The organism is Undibacterium parvum, from assembly GCF_003955735.1.
Taxonomy (GTDB): Bacteria; Pseudomonadota; Gammaproteobacteria; order Burkholderiales; family Burkholderiaceae_D; genus Undibacterium; species Undibacterium parvum.
The window spans coordinates 2616945-2634098 of sequence record NZ_CP034464.1 but is presented as its reverse complement, the minus strand read 5'-3'; the positions used below and the strand labels follow the sequence as shown (position 1 = coordinate 2634098).

Here is a 17154-nt window from a genome sequence, read left to right as displayed (position 1 = left end):
TGCAACAACGCTGGGACGATTTTGCGTAGCTCATAAACATATGAAAACGGCACCGGAGACTAGCTGCGGTGCCGTGGTATTACTTCAGTTTTACTTTATCAAATCTCGCCATCAACTACATCGGTAGCGGCAACTTCAGGCATAGGCGCGAAGATTGCTTTTTCAGCTTGCAACAGTGCTGCACGTTCTTCCGCTTCCCAAGTTTCTTTCAACTTGCGAGCGCGGTGGAAAGCCAGACCGGTACCAGCAGGTATCAGACGACCAACGATGACGTTTTCTTTCAAGCCACGCAGACTGTCGCGTTTGCCCATGATCGCAGCTTCCGTCAGAACCCGTGTGGTTTCCTGGAAAGACGCAGCAGAGATAAACGAATCAGTAGACAAGGATGCCTTAGTAATACCCAACAAGATATTTTCATAGGTTGCAGGGATACCGCCAGCAGCGATGACACGGTCGTTTTCGCCGAGCAAATCAGAACGCTCAACTTGTTCGCCCAAGATGTAATTCGCATCGCCTGGTTGAGTCACGATAACGCGACGCAACATCTGACGTACGATCACTTCAATGTGCTTGTCATTGATCTTAACGCCTTGCAAACGGTACACGTCTTGAACTTCGTCAACAATGTAACGTGCCAGCGCTTCGATACCCAACAAACGCAGGATGTCTTGTGGATCAGCAGGACCGTCGACAATCATCTCACCCTTGTTGACGACTTGACCGTCATGCACCAGAACTTGTTTGTCTTTGGTGATCAGGAACTCATGCTTCTCGCCGTCCATGTCGGTGATTTCCAGACGCTGCTTACCTTTGGTTTCTTTACCAAACGCAACCGTACCTGTGACTTCAGCCAACATACCAGCATCTTTAGGCGAACGCGCTTCGAACAACTCGGCAACGCGCGGCAGACCCCCGGTAATATCACGTGTCTTTTGTGATTCAGTCGGGATACGCGCCAGCACTTCACCAACCGTTACTTGCTGACCGTCTTTCACGGTAATCAGCGCACCGACTTGGAAGCCGATCGTTACCGCGTGTTCGGTGCCAGAGATCTTAACTTCTTCGCCTTGCTCGTTGAGCAGTTTAACCTGTGGACGTAAGGTCTTACCTGCAGTACCGCGACGCTTAGCATCGATCGCTACCAGAGTAGACAAACCAGTCACATCATCAACTTGACGAGCAACAGTAACGCCTTCTTCTACGTTCTCAAATTTCACCGTACCGGTGTACTCGGTAATGATAGGACGAGTCAGTGGATCCCAAGTTGCCAGGTTAGTACCGGCTTTGATGACCATACCGTCTTTAACGATCAGCATCGCACCGTAAGGTACTTTATGACGCTCACGCTCACGACCATGATCATCAGTGATCAAGACTTCACCTGAACGGGAAATAACGATCTGTGCACCTTTGCCATTTGTAACATAACGCATGGTTGCAGTGAAACGGATAGTACCGTTAGATTTCGCTTCAACCGACGAGGCAATCGCAGCACGGGATGCAGCACCACCAATATGGAAAGTACGCATCGTCAACTGTGTACCTGGTTCACCGATGGACTGAGCGGCGATAACACCGACTGCCTCACCCGCATTGACCATAGTACCGCGACCCAAGTCACGTCCGTAGCACATTGCGCACAGACCGTAGCGTGTATCACAAGTAAGTGGCGTACGTACTTTGACTTCGTCGACTCCCAGACGTTCGATTTCTTCAACCGCATCTTCATCCAGCAAAGTACCGGCAGCATACAAAGTTGCCTGAGTTTCTGGATTAACGATTTCGTTCGCTGTAACACGACCCAAGATCAATTCACGCAAAGGTACGTTAACTTCACCGCCTTCAACGATCGCCTTCATCGACGCGCCATTCGCTGTGCCGCAATCGTCTTCGATTACAACCAGATCTTGGGTAACGTCAACCAGACGACGTGTCAGGTAACCGGAGTTAGCTGTCTTCAAGGCCGTATCGGCCAGACCTTTACGTGCACCGTGAGTGGAAATAAAGTACTGCAACACGTTCAGACCTTCGCGGAAGTTCGCGGTGATCGGTGTTTCAATAATCGAACCATCCGGTTTCGCCATCAGTCCGCGCATACCTGCTAACTGACGAATCTGCGCTGCAGAACCACGCGCACCGGAATCGGCCATCATGTAAATCGCGTTGAAGGATTCTTGCGTACCGTGAGTACCGTCGCGACGGATAACGTCTTCGACTTTCAATCTATCCATCATGGCTTTACCGACGTCATCACCGGTTTTGCCCCAGATATCGACAACCTTGTTGTAACGCTCGCCGGCAGTAACCAGACCGGAAGCATATTGCTGTTCGATTTGTTTAACTTCGTGTTCAGCAGCTGCCAACAAGGTGACTTTTTGTGGCGGTACCAACATATCATCGATACAGATAGAGATACCAGCACGTGTCGCCAGGCGGAAACCCATCTGCAGCAACTGATCTGCAAAAATAACCGTAGCGCGCAGACCGCACTTACGGAAAGAAGTATCGATCAGCTTAGAAATTTCTTTCTTTTTCAAGGCACGATTAAGTACCGAGAAAGGCAAACCTTTAGGCAGAATTTCAGACAGAATCGCACGACCAACTGTGGTTTCGTAGCGGGTAACTGTTTTGACGAATTCGCCAGTTGCAGCATCTTTTGGATATTCAGTAATACGCACTGTAATGCGCGTCATCAGTTCGACTTCCTTGTTGTCCCAAGCACGAATCGCCTCGGAAACATCAGGGAACATCATGCCCTCGCCCTTACCGTTGATTTTCTCACGGGAAGCGTAGTACAGACCCAACACGATATCCTGGGAAGGAACGATAGACGGTTCGCCGTTAGACGGGAACAGAATATTGTTCGATGCCAGCATCAGTGTACGTGCTTCCATCTGTGCTTCCACAGACAAAGGAACGTGAACCGCCATTTGATCGCCGTCGAAATCGGCATTGAATGCGGCGCAAACCAGTGGATGCAATTGAATCGCCTTACCTTCAATCAGGACTGGCTCAAACGCTTGAATACCCAAACGATGCAGCGTAGGCGCACGGTTCAGCATAATCGGATGTTCGCGGATGACTTCTTCCAAGATATCCCAAACTACAGGCTCTTGAATCTCTACCAGTTTCTTGGCAGCCTTGATGGTCGTTGCCAGACCCATCAATTCAAGTTTATTGAAAATGAAAGGTTTGAACAGTTCCAACGCCATTAATTTTGGCAAACCGCACTGATGTAATTTCAGCTGTGGACCAACCACGATCACTGAACGACCAGAATAATCGACGCGCTTACCCAGCAAGTTTTGACGGAAACGGCCGCCTTTACCTTTGATCATCTCTGCCAGAGATTTCAACGGACGCTTATTCGCACCAGTCATGGCTTTACCGCGACGACCGTTGTCTAACAACGAATCAACCGCTTCTTGCAACATACGCTTTTCGTTGCGTGTGATGATTTCTGGTGCGCGCAATTCCATCAGGCGCTTCAGACGATTGTTACGGTTAATCACGCGACGATACAAATCGTTCAGATCGGAAGTCGCAAAACGACCGCCATCCAAAGGTACCAATGGACGCAACTCTGGCGGCAACACTGGCAACACTTCCATGATCATCCAGTCTGGCTTAATGCCAGAACGTTGGAAAGCTTCCAACACTTTCAGACGCTTGGAGTATTTCTTGATCTTGGCTTCAGACTTAGATTCTTTGAGTTCAGTACGCAGAGTTTCTGCATCACGATCGATATCGATAGAACGCAACAATTCACGGATACCTTCGGCACCCATGAATGCGGTGAATTCATCACCGTGTTCTTCGTATTTGGCAGCGTAATCGTCTTCCGACATGATCTGGCATTTTTTCAGCGGCGTCATACCTGGATCGGTGACTACATAGGCTTCAAAATACAAGACGCGTTCGATATCCCGCAGTGTCATGTCGAGAACCATACCCAAACGGGATGGCAGGGACTTCAAGAACCAGATATGCGCAGTCGGGGAGGCCAACTCGATATGGCCCATGCGCTCACGACGCACTTTTGCCAGAGTAACTTCAACGCCACACTTTTCACAGACTACACCGCGATGCTTCAAGCGTTTGTATTTACCGCACAGGCATTCGTAATCTTTAATTGGGCCAAAAATTTTGGCGCAGAACAAACCATCGCGTTCAGGCTTGAAAGTACGATAGTTGATGGTTTCCGGCTTTTTAACTTCGCCGTAGGACCATGAACGGATTTTTTCTGGTGACGCAAGACCAATTTTGATCGCGTCGAATTGTTCGTTTGGCTGAACTTGCTTGAATAAATCTAGCAGTGCTTTCATGTCTATCACTCCAGTGTAGCGTGAGAAAACGCTTGGTGATTAAGGTATTACCAGGTTTGTTTTCGTATAGACCCTGTTCGCATCAGCGGGAGAGCCCGGTTTTGCAAACGGGTTCCGCTCATACCGGGAACGAAAACTTTCCTAACGGCTATATATACTAATGCCGCCACCAGGCAAAACACCCGGTGGCGGCTTTACTTCGATTACTTTACTATCAGTTACGGTCGAGATCGATATCGATACCCAGAGAACGAATTTCTTTAACCAAAACGTTAAAGGATTCTGGCATACCGGCTTCAATCACGTGATCACCTTTAACCAGATTTTCGTACACTTTAGTACGTCCATTTACGTCATCTGATTTCACGGTCAACATCTCTTGCAAGACATAAGACGCGCCGTATGCTTCCAGTGCCCAAACTTCCATCTCACCGAAACGCTGACCACCGAACTGCGCTTTACCGCCCAATGGTTGTTGCGTAACCAGAGAGTAAGGACCGGTAGAACGTGCATGCATCTTGTCATCAACCAGATGGTGCAATTTCAGAACGTGCATGTAACCGACAGTGACATTACGTTCGAAAGATTCACCAGTACGGCCATCATACAAAGTGACTTGATTCTTCGAAGGCGTCATACCGAGTTGCTTAGCAATTTCATCTGGGTAAGCCAGATCGAGCATGCGGCGAATTTCAGCTTCATCAGCACCATCGAAAACTGGAGTGGCAAATGGCACACCGTTTTTCAAATTGCCTGTCAAAGTCAAAATTTCATCATCAGACAAACCGTCGATATCTTCAACTTTGCCAGATTCGTTATAAATCTGTTTCAGGAAGCCACGTAACTCTTCGATCTTGACTTTGGCTTTCAGCATTTCGCCGATACGTATGCCCAAACCTTTAGCAGCCCAGCCCAAATGTACTTCCAAGACCTGACCAACGTTCATCCGTGAAGGAACACCCAATGGGTTCAGTACGATGTCAGCTGGAGTACCGTCAGCCATGTAAGGCATATCTTCAATCGGAACAATGCGTGAAACCACACCCTTGTTACCGTGACGACCCGCCATTTTGTCACCAGGTTGCAAGCGACGTTTAACAGCCAGGTAAACCTTGACCATTTTTTGTACGCCTGGAGGCAATTCATCGCCTTGCGTCAACTTGGTGCGTTTTTCTTCAAACGCTAGATCAAATTGATGACGCTTCTCAGCGATGGAATCCTTAATGGCTTCCAAAGATTTTGCAGTGTCATCATCGGCAGGACGAATATCGAACCAATGGTATTTATCCAGATCAGCCAGATATTCTTTGGTAACGCTACTACCTTTAGCCAATTTCGCTGGACCACCGTTAGCGACCTTGCCAGTCAACATACGCTCAAGACGCTCAAATGCATCGCCTTCAACAATACGCATCTGATCGTTTAAATCCAGACGATAGCGCTTCAGTTCATCATCAATGATCTGTTGCGCACGCTTGTCACGTTGTATACCTTCACGGGTAAACACTTGAACGTCGATCACAGTACCGACCATGCCGGAAGGCACGCGCAGGGACGTATCTTTAACGTCAGATGCTTTCTCACCGAAAATCGCACGCAGCAGTTTTTCTTCTGGCGTCAGTTGAGTTTCGCCTTTTGGCGTTACCTTACCAACCAGAGTATCACCGGCAGTGACTTCCGCACCGACGTAGACGATACCTGCTTCATCCAGACGAGCTAATTGATTCTCAGCCAGATTCGAGATATCGCGAGTGATTTCTTCGGCACCAAGCTTAGTATCACGCGCAACGACCGACAACTCTTCAATATGAATGGAAGTGTAACGATCATCAGCCACCACTTTTTCGGAGATCAAAATCGAATCTTCGAAGTTATAACCATTCCAAGGCATAAACGCGACCAGCATGTTTTGACCCAAGGCCAATTCACCCAAATCTGTCGATGCACCATCCGCCAAGACGTCACCTTTGGTAACGCGATCACCGATCTTAACGATAGGACGTTGATTGATGTTGGTGTTCTGGTTAGAACGTGTGTACTTAATCAGGTTGTAGATATCAACACCGACTTCGCCTGCCGTCGCTTCCGCATCATTGACGCGAATAACGATACGACCCGCATCGATGTAATCAACTTTACCACCACGCAAAGCTTGTACTGTAGTACCAGAATCGACCGCAACTGTACGTTCGATACCTGTACCGACCAGGGCTTTTTCCGGACGCAAACATGGCACAGCTTGACGCTGCATGTTGGCACCCATCAAAGCACGGTTCGCATCATCGTGTTCTAGGAAAGGAATCAAGGATGCTGCAACCGAGACCACCTGACCTGTCGCAACGTCCATGTACTGTACGCGTTCAGGAGAGACCAAAATGGTTTCACCAGCTTGACGTGCAGACACCAATTCATCTGACAGACTACCGCTATTGTCGATAGACGCATTCGCCTGAGCGATGATGTAGCGACCTTCTTCGATTGCAGACAAATAATCGATCTGGGTCGTGATCTTGCTGTCGACAACCTTGCGGTATGGCGTTTCCAGGAAACCGTATTCGTTCAAACGTGCATACAAAGCCAAAGAGTTGATCAAACCAATGTTTGGTCCCTCTGGTGTCTCAATCGGGCAAACTCGACCGTAGTGAGTTGGATGTACGTCACGCACTTCAAAACCAGCACGTTCACGTGTCAAACCACCAGGTCCCAAAGCAGAAATACGACGCTTATGCGTAATTTCTGACAAAGGATTAGTTTGATCCATAAACTGCGACAACTGTGAAGAACCGAAGAACTCACGAATGGCGGCAGAGATAGGCTTGGAATTGATCAAATCATGCGGCATCAAATTATCCGCTTCAGCTTGACCCAAACGCTCTTTCACTGCGCGCTCTACGCGAACCAGACCGGCACGGAATTGATTCTCAGCCAATTCACCGACGCAACGTACACGACGATTACCTAAGTGATCAATATCATCGACTTCACCGCGACCATTGCGCAACTCAACCAAGATCTTAATCACAGCCAACACGTCTTCATTGGACAAAGTCATCGCGCCAGTCAGTTCATCACGACCAATACGGCGGTTGAACTTCATACGACCGACAGCTGACAAATCGTAACGATCTTCGTTGTAGAACAAGCCGTTAAACAGAGACTCTACTGAATCTTCTGTAGGCGGTTCGCCTGGACGCATCATGCGATAGATAGCGACACGTGCTGCCATCTTATCGGCGGTATCATCAGCGCGCAGAGTCTGAGAAATATACGAACCCTGATCCAAATCATTGGTATACAGAGTTTGAATATCGCTGATTTTTGCATCGCGCAGACGCGCCAACAACTCTTCTGTTAACTCGTCATTCGCATTGGCAACCACTTCGCCAGTTTCTGCGTCAACGATGTTTTTCGCCAAAACGCGACCAAGCAAATAATCTTCAGGAACCGAAATATGCTTGATACCAGCAGCTTCAACTTCACGCACATGCTTGGAGTTGATACGCTTGTCTTTAGCAACGATCACTTTTCCTGTTTTGTCGACGATGTCGAAACGGGCCACTTCACCGCGCAGACGCTCAGCAACAAATTCCATCTCGGCGCCATCGCTGTGCAGATTGAAATTATCAAAAACAAAGAAATTCGCTAAGATCTGTTCATTGCTCATGCCTATAGCACGCAACAATATCGTTACAGGCATCTTACGACGTCTGTCGATACGGAAGAACAAGATATCTTTTGGATCGAATTCAAAATCCAACCACGAACCACGGTAAGGGATAATTCTTGCTGAAAACAGCAATTTACCGGATGAGTGTGTTTTGCCGCGGTCGTGCTCAAAGAACACACCAGGCGAGCGGTGCAACTGAGACACAATAACGCGCTCTGTACCGTTAATCACGAATGAACCAGTCGTCGTCATGAGTGGCAATTCACCCATGTAAACTTCTTGTTCTTTCATTTCTTTAACGACAGGTTTAGTTGGCGATTCTTTATCCAGAATCACCAGACGTACCTTTGCACGTAAAGGTGACGCAAAAGTAAGCCCGCGCAATTGACATTCCTTGACATCAAATGCAGGGTCACCTAAAACGTAGGATAGGAATTCGAGGCGAGCGAACCCATTATGCGACACGATCGGAAATATCGAAGTGAAGGCAGACTGCAAGCCTTCATTTTTGCGTGAAGACGGTGCATTGTCTTGCTGCAAAAAACTATGATATGACTCGAGCTGGGTCGCCAGCAGGAACGGAACGTTGTGAACGTTAGCGCGTTTCGCAAAAGATTTACGAATTCGCTTCTTCTCAGTAAATGAGTAGTGCATGGACACTCCGTGAGTGACAAAAAAGGATGGAGAATTCAGGATTCAAGCAAGAAAATATCATCTGCAAAAATCCACAAACTCTATTTTTACTACATGAAACCTCAAGTCTCAGCCCTTAATTGTTATAACTAAGCTTCAAACCGACTACTGGGCAATTACGACTTTGCCTCAGAAGCAACTAAACAAACCTCAGAACGACAAAGAAGCCAAAGAGGAACCCTCTCTTTGAAGAGGATTCCAATCTTTGACTCTGACGAATCAAGAAGATTCGCCATGCTGTATCAAAATTACTTGATGTCAGCTTTAGCGCCTGCTTCTTCCAGCTTTTTCTTAGCTGCTTCAGCATCTGCTTTGGAAACAGCTTCTTTAACTGTTTTTGGTGCACCATCAACTACGTCTTTAGCCTCTTTCAAGCCCAGACCTGTCAATTCACGTACCGCTTTAATTACGCTAACTTTGTTCGCGCCAACTTCAGTCAACACTACGTTGAATTCAGTTTGCTCTTCAGCAGCAGCAGCTGGACCAGCAGCTGGACCAGCTGACATTGCAGCAGCGGATACGCCAAATTTTTCTTCGAATGCTTTAACCAAGTCGTTCAGATCCATTACGGACATCGCGCCTACGGCTTCCAAGATATCGTCTTTGCTAATTGCCATTTGAAACTCCAATTTATAAATTACATTGATTCGGTATTGACGAAAAAAATCTTATTCTGCTGCAGCTTCAGTTACTTCAGCTGCTACGGCTTCAACAGCCTCGGCAACTGCAACTGGCGCTGAAGGATTTTCAGATTCTTTCTTAGCTGACAGAGCTGCCAGAGCACGTGCGAAGCCAGATACAGGAGCCTGCATCATACCCAACACTTGTGCCAACAGAACTTCACGGCTAGGAATGCTTGCCAATGCGATAACGCCAGCTTTATCCAGCGACTTACCAGCATAGTTACCTGCCTTAACAACTAGTTTGTCATTGCTTTTTGCAAAGTCTTGTATAACTTTAGCAGCAGCAACAGCATCTACCGAGATCGCATAGATCAACGGACCAGTCATTTCAGAACCGAGGCTTGCAAATACAGTGCCTTCAACAGCGCGACGAGCTAATGTATTTTTCAATACACGCAGGTACACACCTTCAGCACGTGCAGCAGCACGTAGTTTCGTCAAGTGACCGACCTGGATGCCACGGTATTCAGCTACGACGATAGTCTGTGCAGTTGCTACTTTTGCAGAGACTTCAGCGACGACGGCTTTTTTGTCATTCAGATTGAGACTCACGGTCAACCTCCAATTATGATAATTAGTCTTCACACCGGGATGATGTGATTTCCTCATATCGTTTCGAACACGGCGTCCGAAGTTAGGAGTTGCACTGGCGGGCCAGTATGTAACTACAAAACTTGATCGGGTACACCATCTGCGTTGGGTGCCTTAGATTACTCTTTAGCAAATTAACTTTGTTTATCAAAAAACATAAACGCCGCCCAACGGTCTTTGACACTCTACCCGACCAAAAAAGTCAGGTAGCCCAAAGATGCGCCGAGCACTGAACTTCAGCACTCGGACTTAATTTTTTACTTATGCAGACAAATTATTGTGGTCTACGCGCACACCAGCACCCATAGTGGATGAGATGGAAATTTTACGCAGATAAACACCCTTGCTGGAAGTTGGTTTTGCTTTATTCAAAGCTTCAACCAGAGCCAACAAGTTAGATTTCAAATCAGCATCAGCGAAGGACTTACGACCTATCGTTGAGTGAATGATACCGGCCTTATCAGTACGATATTGCACTTGACCAGCTTTTGCATTTTTAACTGCAGTAGCAACATCAGGAGTAACAGTACCAACCTTAGGATTTGGCATCAAACCACGTGGACCCAGAATCTGACCCAAAGTACCAACGATACGCATAGTATCTGGAGAAGCGATAACGATATCAAAAGGCATATCGCCAGCTTTGACACGTTCAGCCAAGTCTTCCATACCAACGATATCAGCACCAGCAGCTTTAGCTTCTTCAGCTTTTGCGCCTTGAGCAAATACCGCTACGCGTACAGTCTTACCTGTGCCGGCTGGCAAAACAACTGCGCCACGGACAACTTGATCAGACTTCTTAGGATCAACACCCAGCTGAACTGAAACGTCGATAGATTCGTTGAATTTCGCAGTTGCGCATTCTTTGATCAAAGCGATAGCATTATCAAAGGAGTAAGCCTTCAGACGATCAACTTTAGTTGCAAGCAACTTTGCTTTTTTAGATAACTTAGCCATTACAGTCCCTCTACCGTGATACCCATGGAGCGTGCTGAACCAGCGATAGTACGCACTGCTGCGTCCATATCGGCGGCTGTCAGATCGGCGCGTTTAGCGGTCGCGATCTCTTCAGCTTGCTGACGAGTGATTTTACCAACTTTATCTGTATGAGGTTTCGCTGAACCTTTAGTGATACCAGCTGCTTTTTTGATCATGTAAGTCGCAGGAGGAGTCTTCATCACGAAAGTGAAAGACTTATCCGCAAATGCAGTGATCACAACTGGAATTGGCATACCTGGCTCTACACCTTGAGTCTGCGCGTTAAACGCTTTGCAGAATTCCATGATGTTCAAACCACGTTGACCCAAAGCTGGACCGATTGGTGGGGATGGATTTGCTTTACCAGCTGGAACTTGCAGCTTGATAAAACCAATGATTTTCTTTGCCATGATGGCTCCTTCATTAAATGAGTAATAGCGCCCTCCGAAATAATTTCTTATTTTGAAGGGCTCCTCTTTGTTACGCTTTTACCGGTTTTTACTAAACATCCGCATGGCACCAGGCAGCCGAAATTTTTTACTTAAACCTTCTCAACCTGAGCGAAGTCTACATCGACAGGTGTTGAGCGACCGAAGATTGTAACAGAAACGCGCACTTTTGACTTCTCATAATTCACTTCTTCAACATTTCCATTGAAATCTGCGAATGGACCATCTTTAATGCGAACAACTTCACCCACTTCGTACAAGACTTTTGGTCTTGGCTTCTCAACACCATCTTGCATTTGCTGCAAAATCTTATCAACCTCATGCTGAGGGATAGGCGCTGGCTTATTCGATTTACCACCGATAAAACCAGTTACTTTGCTAGTGTTCTTAACCAAATGCCACGTATCGTCAGTCATTTCCATTTCGACGAATAAGTAACTAGGAAACAATCTGCGCTCGGTAACTGCTTTTTTACCGTTTTTTACTTCTATGACTTCTTCTGTCGGCACCAAAATTTGACCAAACATCTCAGTCATCTCGGCGCGCTCAATGCGCTCAGTCAAGGCGCGCTGCACACTCTTTTCCATACCAGAGTAAGCATGCACTGCATACCATCTTTTTGCACTTTTAGGCACAGAAACCGTAGGCTCTGTACCTTGCAAGTCTTCCTGAATGTTATCGCTCATTATTTTTTCCATCCAAGAAGTACGTCATACAATAAGAAGCCGATTAACTTATCCGCACCCCAAAGAAATATTGCCATCACCAACACAAAACCGAAAACGACCGCAGTAATTTGACCCGCCTCTTTGCGAGCCGGCCATACCACCTTCTTAGTTTCACGAACTGCTTCTTTTGCAAATACAAAAAATTCACGACCAGCATCAGAAGTCGACGCCAAAACCACTGCAATGAGCAAACCAACAACCAGAGCGGCAACGCGCACATAGGAAGCTTGATTCACCAACATATAATAGGCAGCAACACCGGCAACCGCAGCAACGATAGCCAAAACAACTTTGTACTTATCTTGGGAGGTACTGACGGTTTGAATAGGATGGTTAGACATACTTAATTTACTTTCGGTGCCCTGCGACCACGATGGTGGCAGGGGCGGTAGGAATCGAACCTACAACCTTCGGTTTTGGAGACCGACGCTCTGCCAATTGAGCTACACCCCTACGGCTTGGAACTACTAGAATTAATACAGCGACCCGAAGGGGGTCGCCATATTCACTTCACTTACAACAACTACTATTAAGCAGGAATGATCTTAGCAACAACACCAGCACCAACAGTACGACCACCTTCACGAATCGCGAAACGGAGACCCTCTTCCATCGCAATCGGGTTGATCAACTTAACAGTAATAGAGACGTTATCGCCTGGCATCACCATTTCTTTGTCTTTTGGCAACTCGATCGAACCAGTCACATCCGTAGTACGGAAGTAGAACTGTGGACGGTAGTTGTTAAAGAATGGAGTGTGACGACCACCTTCATCTTTAGACAAAACATAGATCTCACCTGTGAAATGATCATGCGGCTTGATCGAACCTGGCTTCGCCAAGACTTGACCACGCTGCACGTCTTCACGCTTAGTACCACGCAACAAGACACCAACGTTATCGCCTGCTTGACCTTGATCCAGTAATTTACGGAACATTTCAACACCAGTACAAGTAGTCACTGCTGTATCGGTGATACCGATGATTTCCAGAGCTTCACCAACTTTAACAATACCGCGTTCGATACGGCCAGTAACCACAGTACCACGACCAGAGATCGAGAATACGTCTTCAACTGGCAACAAGAAGGAACCATCAACAGCACGCTCTGGCGTAGGGATATATGTATCCAAAGCTTCAGCCAATTTCATGATAGCTTGCTCGCCCAAAGGACCAGTGTCGCCTTCTAATGCCAACTTTGCAGAACCTTGAATGATAGGCAAATCATCGCCTGGGAATTCGTATTTAGACAACAACTCACGAACTTCCATTTCAACCAATTCCAACAACTCAGCATCATCAACCATGTCGCATTTGTTCAGGAACACGATGATGTATGGAACACCAACTTGGCGCGCCAACAAGATGTGCTCACGAGTCTGAGGCATAGGACCGTCAGCTGCGGAACAAACAAGAATCGCACCGTCCATCTGAGCAGCACCAGTAATCATGTTTTTAACATAATCAGCATGGCCTGGGCAGTCAACGTGAGCGTAGTGACGCGCTTCTGTTTCGTATTCTACGTGAGCAGTATTAATTGTAATACCGCGCGCTTTTTCTTCTGGTGCCGCATCGATTTGATCGTAAGCCTTAGCTTCGCCGCCAAATTTCTTCGACAATACTGTAGCGATCGCTGCAGTCAATGTAGTTTTACCATGATCCACGTGACCAATTGTGCCGACGTTAACGTGCGGCTTGGTGCGTTCAAACTTACCTTTTGCCATTTTAGACTCCTAATGAATTTATGAGAATATTCAGGCACACGCCCGACAACTTTGGATCAACAACGATTCTTGGTGCTCTTGACGTGGATTGAACACGTGGCCTCTCCCTTACCAAGGGAGTGCTCTACCACTGAGCTACAAGAGCAGATTACTTGCACCAAAAAAAATGCGCAAAATAAATACTGGAGCGGGTGAAGGGAATCGAACCCTCGTCATAAGCTTGGAAGGCTTCAGCTCTACCATTAAGCTACACCCGCACGGCCAACAAACAAAAGCCTTAAATCTTGCCAATGGTGGAGGGGGCTGGATTCGAACCAGCGTACTCAGAGAGAACAGATTTACAGTCTGTCGCCTTTAACCACTCGGCCACCCCTCCATTGGGAATCCAAGAGTATAGGGATACTCAAGGCACTCGTCAAGGCCTTTATGCAATTGGGATATAAAATTTAGAAAATTTTTACAATACGCCAGCGAGCTTGTTCCATGCATCTCGTTTCATGCATTTAAGTCACTGCTACTTTGCGATTCCGCAACAACACATAAAATTATTCTCCCTTTGATTAATTTCCGGTAGCAAAATGGATTCGCTTTATTCGCTTTTCCTTAGTTAACTTAAAGGAGTACATGCAAATGAACAAATTTTCTTTATTCACATTTTCAGCGAGTGCCTTATTGCTGGGGGTTTTAAGTGGCAATACTCTGGCAGCTGGCGAGCGTGGATCGGACGCTGAGGCACAAGAGATGGTCAAGAAAGCCGTTGCACTAGTTAAATCAGCAGGCGCAGACAAAGCCTACAAAGTTTTCACTGAACATCCAGAGGGTGCTTTTAAAGACAGGGATCTGTATGTGTTCGCCTACGATTTTGATGGTAACTGCCTGGCTCAGGGAGCCAATCCCAAGATGATAGGAAAGAATTTGATAGGCATTAAAGACGGCGACGGCAATGCCTTTATTAAGGGCATGATCGATATGGTGAAGGCGAATTCCAAGGGGACTTATGGACCGTATAAATTTACCAACCCCAATAGTCAGGGCTATGAGCTCAAGAAGTCTTACTGTGAACGCGGTGCCGGTGACAGTATGATTTGTGTCGGAACTTACGTCGCCAAATAAACCAGTAAACTTGGATATGAGTTAGGCTGGTCGCAACTCATATCCAAGGCATACAAGCAAGCTTAGTTTCTGGCATGTGCCAACTGATACGCATCGATCCCCTCAAATTTGCCGAGCTCCTGCGACATGACACTAAGGGAAGTGGCTAATTTGCGATTCAGCGCCACTGCCACGAAACGCCATTCGGTCTTGCCATTCGTGGCCGAAATGCAAATAGTACCAGTGGCGATTTCATAGCCGCGCGCCAAGGCGAGCGCGCGTATCGCAGCCTCTTCCACCACGAAGCCGGCCTTAAATTGCATCACGATCGCCACCGCCTGCCTGGACGGCAACCAGGATTCCAACTTCACTACCCAAATCATGCAGGCCGCCGACAAAAATGCCAGTAGGATGGCAGCGGCATAAAATCCGACCCCGACCAAAACCCCGATCGCTGACGAGGCCCATAAAGATGCAGCAGTAGTCAGGCCACTAATACTAAAGCCCTCCTTCATGATAATCCCCGCGCCCAGAAAGCCGATACCCGTGACTATTCCTTGCACGGTGCGCGAGGGATCTAGATTCACGGGAAACGCCGCCCTGCCACCGAACCAAAAATCAGGGTAACCGGTAATCACCACAAGTGCAGTGGATGCCATGCACACCAAGCCGTAAGTGCGCATACCTGCTGCACGGCCATGATAGGAGCGCTCGTAGCCAACCACAAAGCCTAGCAACATCGAACCTGCCAGGTTTAAGAAAATAATGATATTTGCGTTTAATTCTGTGCTGGACCAAAAGGTGGAGACATAAGTCGAAAAGGTCAACATGACGATGCTCCTGAAATTATTTATATAATAAATTCAGTGTAGCAATCCCTTTTCAAAAAGGGTAGAAAATCTGAACCGGGCTGTTAGCGGTACATTTGAATTGACTCAAAACGCCCAGGTCATGGAAAGATACGCCAGCTTGCGCACCGGCAAACTTGCCAGTACCGAATCACTAGCGCCACCGTACCAGCGTACCCCGGCATCCACCCGCAACTGGTCGCCCTGCCAAGCTAAGGATGCGCTGCTCACCACGCCATTATCGGCCGGGGTCCAGAGTACATCCACAGCGGGTTGCCATGCCCCACTTTGCCAACTCCAGCGTGCGAACATATTTTGTCTATGCAAATTGGCTGAGCTAGACAGCAATTGATTTTGTCCCATCAAACTACCAGCCAGTGCCGGTGCCAATCCAACCAGCTTAGGCACAGCCGCCAACAGGTTTTGATTGCGCGTGCTCCAGTCGCGCCACTGTTGCGGCGAAGCTGCACTGCCATCCCACCATGCTTCCAGTATCAGATTATGTTGGTCTTCGTTACTCCAACTAAGGCCGACTAAGGTCTGAGTCAGATTGTTCTGAAGCTCAGTATGCCAGGCCGAACCCCGGACTAACAAGGGCGTCTGGGCTGCCATGCTCAAGGACTCACTATGCCGTAAATAGCGGCTAGAAGCATGCAATTCCAAGGCATCACTGGCCACCCACGCCACTGCCGCGCCAGCACTAGCACCGCTGTCTACGCCGTAGCGGGCAAAGCCATGCAAGTCCACAGTGCCCACGCGGTAATACGCGCGTCCTGCCAAGGCCTGCTCTTCGCCTTTTTCCAATAAGCCACTCGCATTGCGGCTACTAGATGTGGCGGGGTTGACCCACACCAGCGAGGCTGCCAGCGTCGCATCGAAATACTCGGCCATCAGCAAAGGGCGACCGATCGCACTAACCGTGATCAGGCTACGGCGCTTCTCTTGTTGCACCACATCGTTAGGACGAAAGCCATACCCCACATCCCACTCCACAATTTTTTTGCCCGCGCTCAGTTGCCAAGCGCCCTGCCCCCATGCAGCAACCAATTCATTGAGCCAGATATCCGAGCGAGTATTCCCGCTGCCATCACTCTGCCCTTGTACGGTAGCGATGGCATTGATGCCCTTGATGCCGAAATGCAGTTCTGCTTCTAGCACACCAAGTTGCACTGATTCCAGCTCTTGGTCAGCGCGTAATTGGCTGGCCTGCGTTTGCGGACTGGCCGGGTTAACACTCTGCTGGCTCAACAGTGCGCGCACCTGGCCGCTGCCATTGCTAGTTTGCGCCGCGACCTGTGCAGTGAGCAGCGAAGTGAGCACCACCGTGAGCAGCGCCAGCCTGGCCACCAGCGCAGTTTTCTTAAACATCTTCATACG

The 17154-nt window shown here is 47.9% G+C and carries 12 protein-coding genes and 4 tRNA genes; 1 reads left to right on the top strand and 15 read right to left on the bottom strand.

The features are described from left to right. Positions 1-98: 98 nt before the first annotated feature. The 13 genes from rpoC to EJN92_RS11425 all read right to left on the bottom strand — a co-directional run bounded on the left by rpoC (position 99) and on the right by EJN92_RS11425 (position 14213). The gene (rpoC, locus tag EJN92_RS11485) at positions 99-4325 is read right to left on the bottom strand and encodes a DNA-directed RNA polymerase subunit beta' (RefSeq protein ID WP_126127949.1); all 4227 of its coding nucleotides are present in this window, start codon (positions 4323-4325) and stop codon (positions 99-101) included. Positions 4326-4539: 214 nt separating this feature from the next. Next, on the bottom strand, positions 4540-8646 hold the full coding sequence (gene rpoB / locus EJN92_RS11480; protein WP_126127948.1) for a DNA-directed RNA polymerase subunit beta: 4107 nt from the start codon (positions 8644-8646) through the stop codon (positions 4540-4542). 287 nt (positions 8647-8933) lie between these two features. After that, positions 8934-9302, bottom strand: coding sequence for a 50S ribosomal protein L7/L12 (gene rplL / locus EJN92_RS11475; RefSeq protein WP_126127947.1), 369 nt, complete (start codon positions 9300-9302; stop codon positions 8934-8936). 51 nt (positions 9303-9353) lie between these two features. Beyond that, positions 9354-9920, bottom strand: a complete 567-nt coding sequence (gene rplJ / locus EJN92_RS11470; protein WP_126127946.1) for a 50S ribosomal protein L10 — start codon at positions 9918-9920, stop codon at positions 9354-9356. Between the two features lie 300 nt (positions 9921-10220). Further along, complete coding sequence (gene rplA, locus EJN92_RS11465; protein ID WP_126127945.1) at positions 10221-10916, bottom strand: 50S ribosomal protein L1; 696 nt, start codon at positions 10914-10916, stop codon at positions 10221-10223. After that, positions 10916-11347, bottom strand: a complete 432-nt coding sequence (rplK, locus tag EJN92_RS11460) for a 50S ribosomal protein L11 (RefSeq protein ID WP_126127944.1) — start codon at positions 11345-11347, stop codon at positions 10916-10918. The genes rplA and rplK overlap by 1 nt, the downstream gene beginning before the upstream one ends. A 131-nt stretch (positions 11348-11478) precedes the next feature. Further along, entirely contained in the window at positions 11479-12072 is a 594-nt protein-coding gene (gene nusG / locus EJN92_RS11455; RefSeq protein WP_126127943.1) for a transcription termination/antitermination protein NusG, read from the bottom strand. After that, a complete protein-coding gene (secE, locus tag EJN92_RS11450; protein ID WP_126127942.1) occupies positions 12072-12455 on the bottom strand; it encodes a preprotein translocase subunit SecE in 384 nt (127 codons plus the stop codon). The genes nusG and secE overlap by 1 nt, the downstream gene beginning before the upstream one ends. Positions 12456-12491: 36 nt before the next feature. Beyond that, positions 12492-12567: transfer RNA gene (locus tag EJN92_RS11445), tRNA-Trp, on the bottom strand. Between the two features lie 76 nt (positions 12568-12643). Beyond that, positions 12644-13837, bottom strand: coding sequence for an elongation factor Tu (gene tuf, locus EJN92_RS11440; RefSeq protein ID WP_126126972.1), 1194 nt, complete (start codon positions 13835-13837; stop codon positions 12644-12646). Positions 13838-13907: 70 nt separating this feature from the next. Further along, a tRNA-Thr gene (locus EJN92_RS11435) sits at positions 13908-13982 on the bottom strand. A gap of 38 nt (positions 13983-14020) precedes the next feature. Beyond that, positions 14021-14094: transfer RNA gene (locus tag EJN92_RS11430), tRNA-Gly, on the bottom strand. A gap of 34 nt (positions 14095-14128) precedes the next feature. After that, positions 14129-14213 (bottom strand) — tRNA-Tyr (locus EJN92_RS11425). Between the two features lie 254 nt (positions 14214-14467). Here EJN92_RS11425 and EJN92_RS11420 point away from each other — a divergent pair. Next, positions 14468-14950 (top strand): cache domain-containing protein, encoded by a 483-nt coding sequence (locus EJN92_RS11420; protein ID WP_126127941.1) that lies wholly within the window; start codon positions 14468-14470, stop codon positions 14948-14950. A 62-nt stretch (positions 14951-15012) separates the two neighbouring features. Here EJN92_RS11420 and EJN92_RS11415 read toward each other — a convergent pair whose 3' ends face one another. Beyond that, positions 15013-15759: an MgtC/SapB family protein gene (locus EJN92_RS11415; protein ID WP_126127940.1), complete on the bottom strand. Its 747-nt coding sequence runs from the start codon at positions 15757-15759 to the stop codon at positions 15013-15015. 105 nt (positions 15760-15864) lie between these two features. Further along, a complete protein-coding gene (locus tag EJN92_RS11410) occupies positions 15865-17151 on the bottom strand; it encodes a hypothetical protein (RefSeq protein ID WP_126127939.1) in 1287 nt (428 codons plus the stop codon). Positions 17152-17154: the final 3 nt, after the last annotated feature.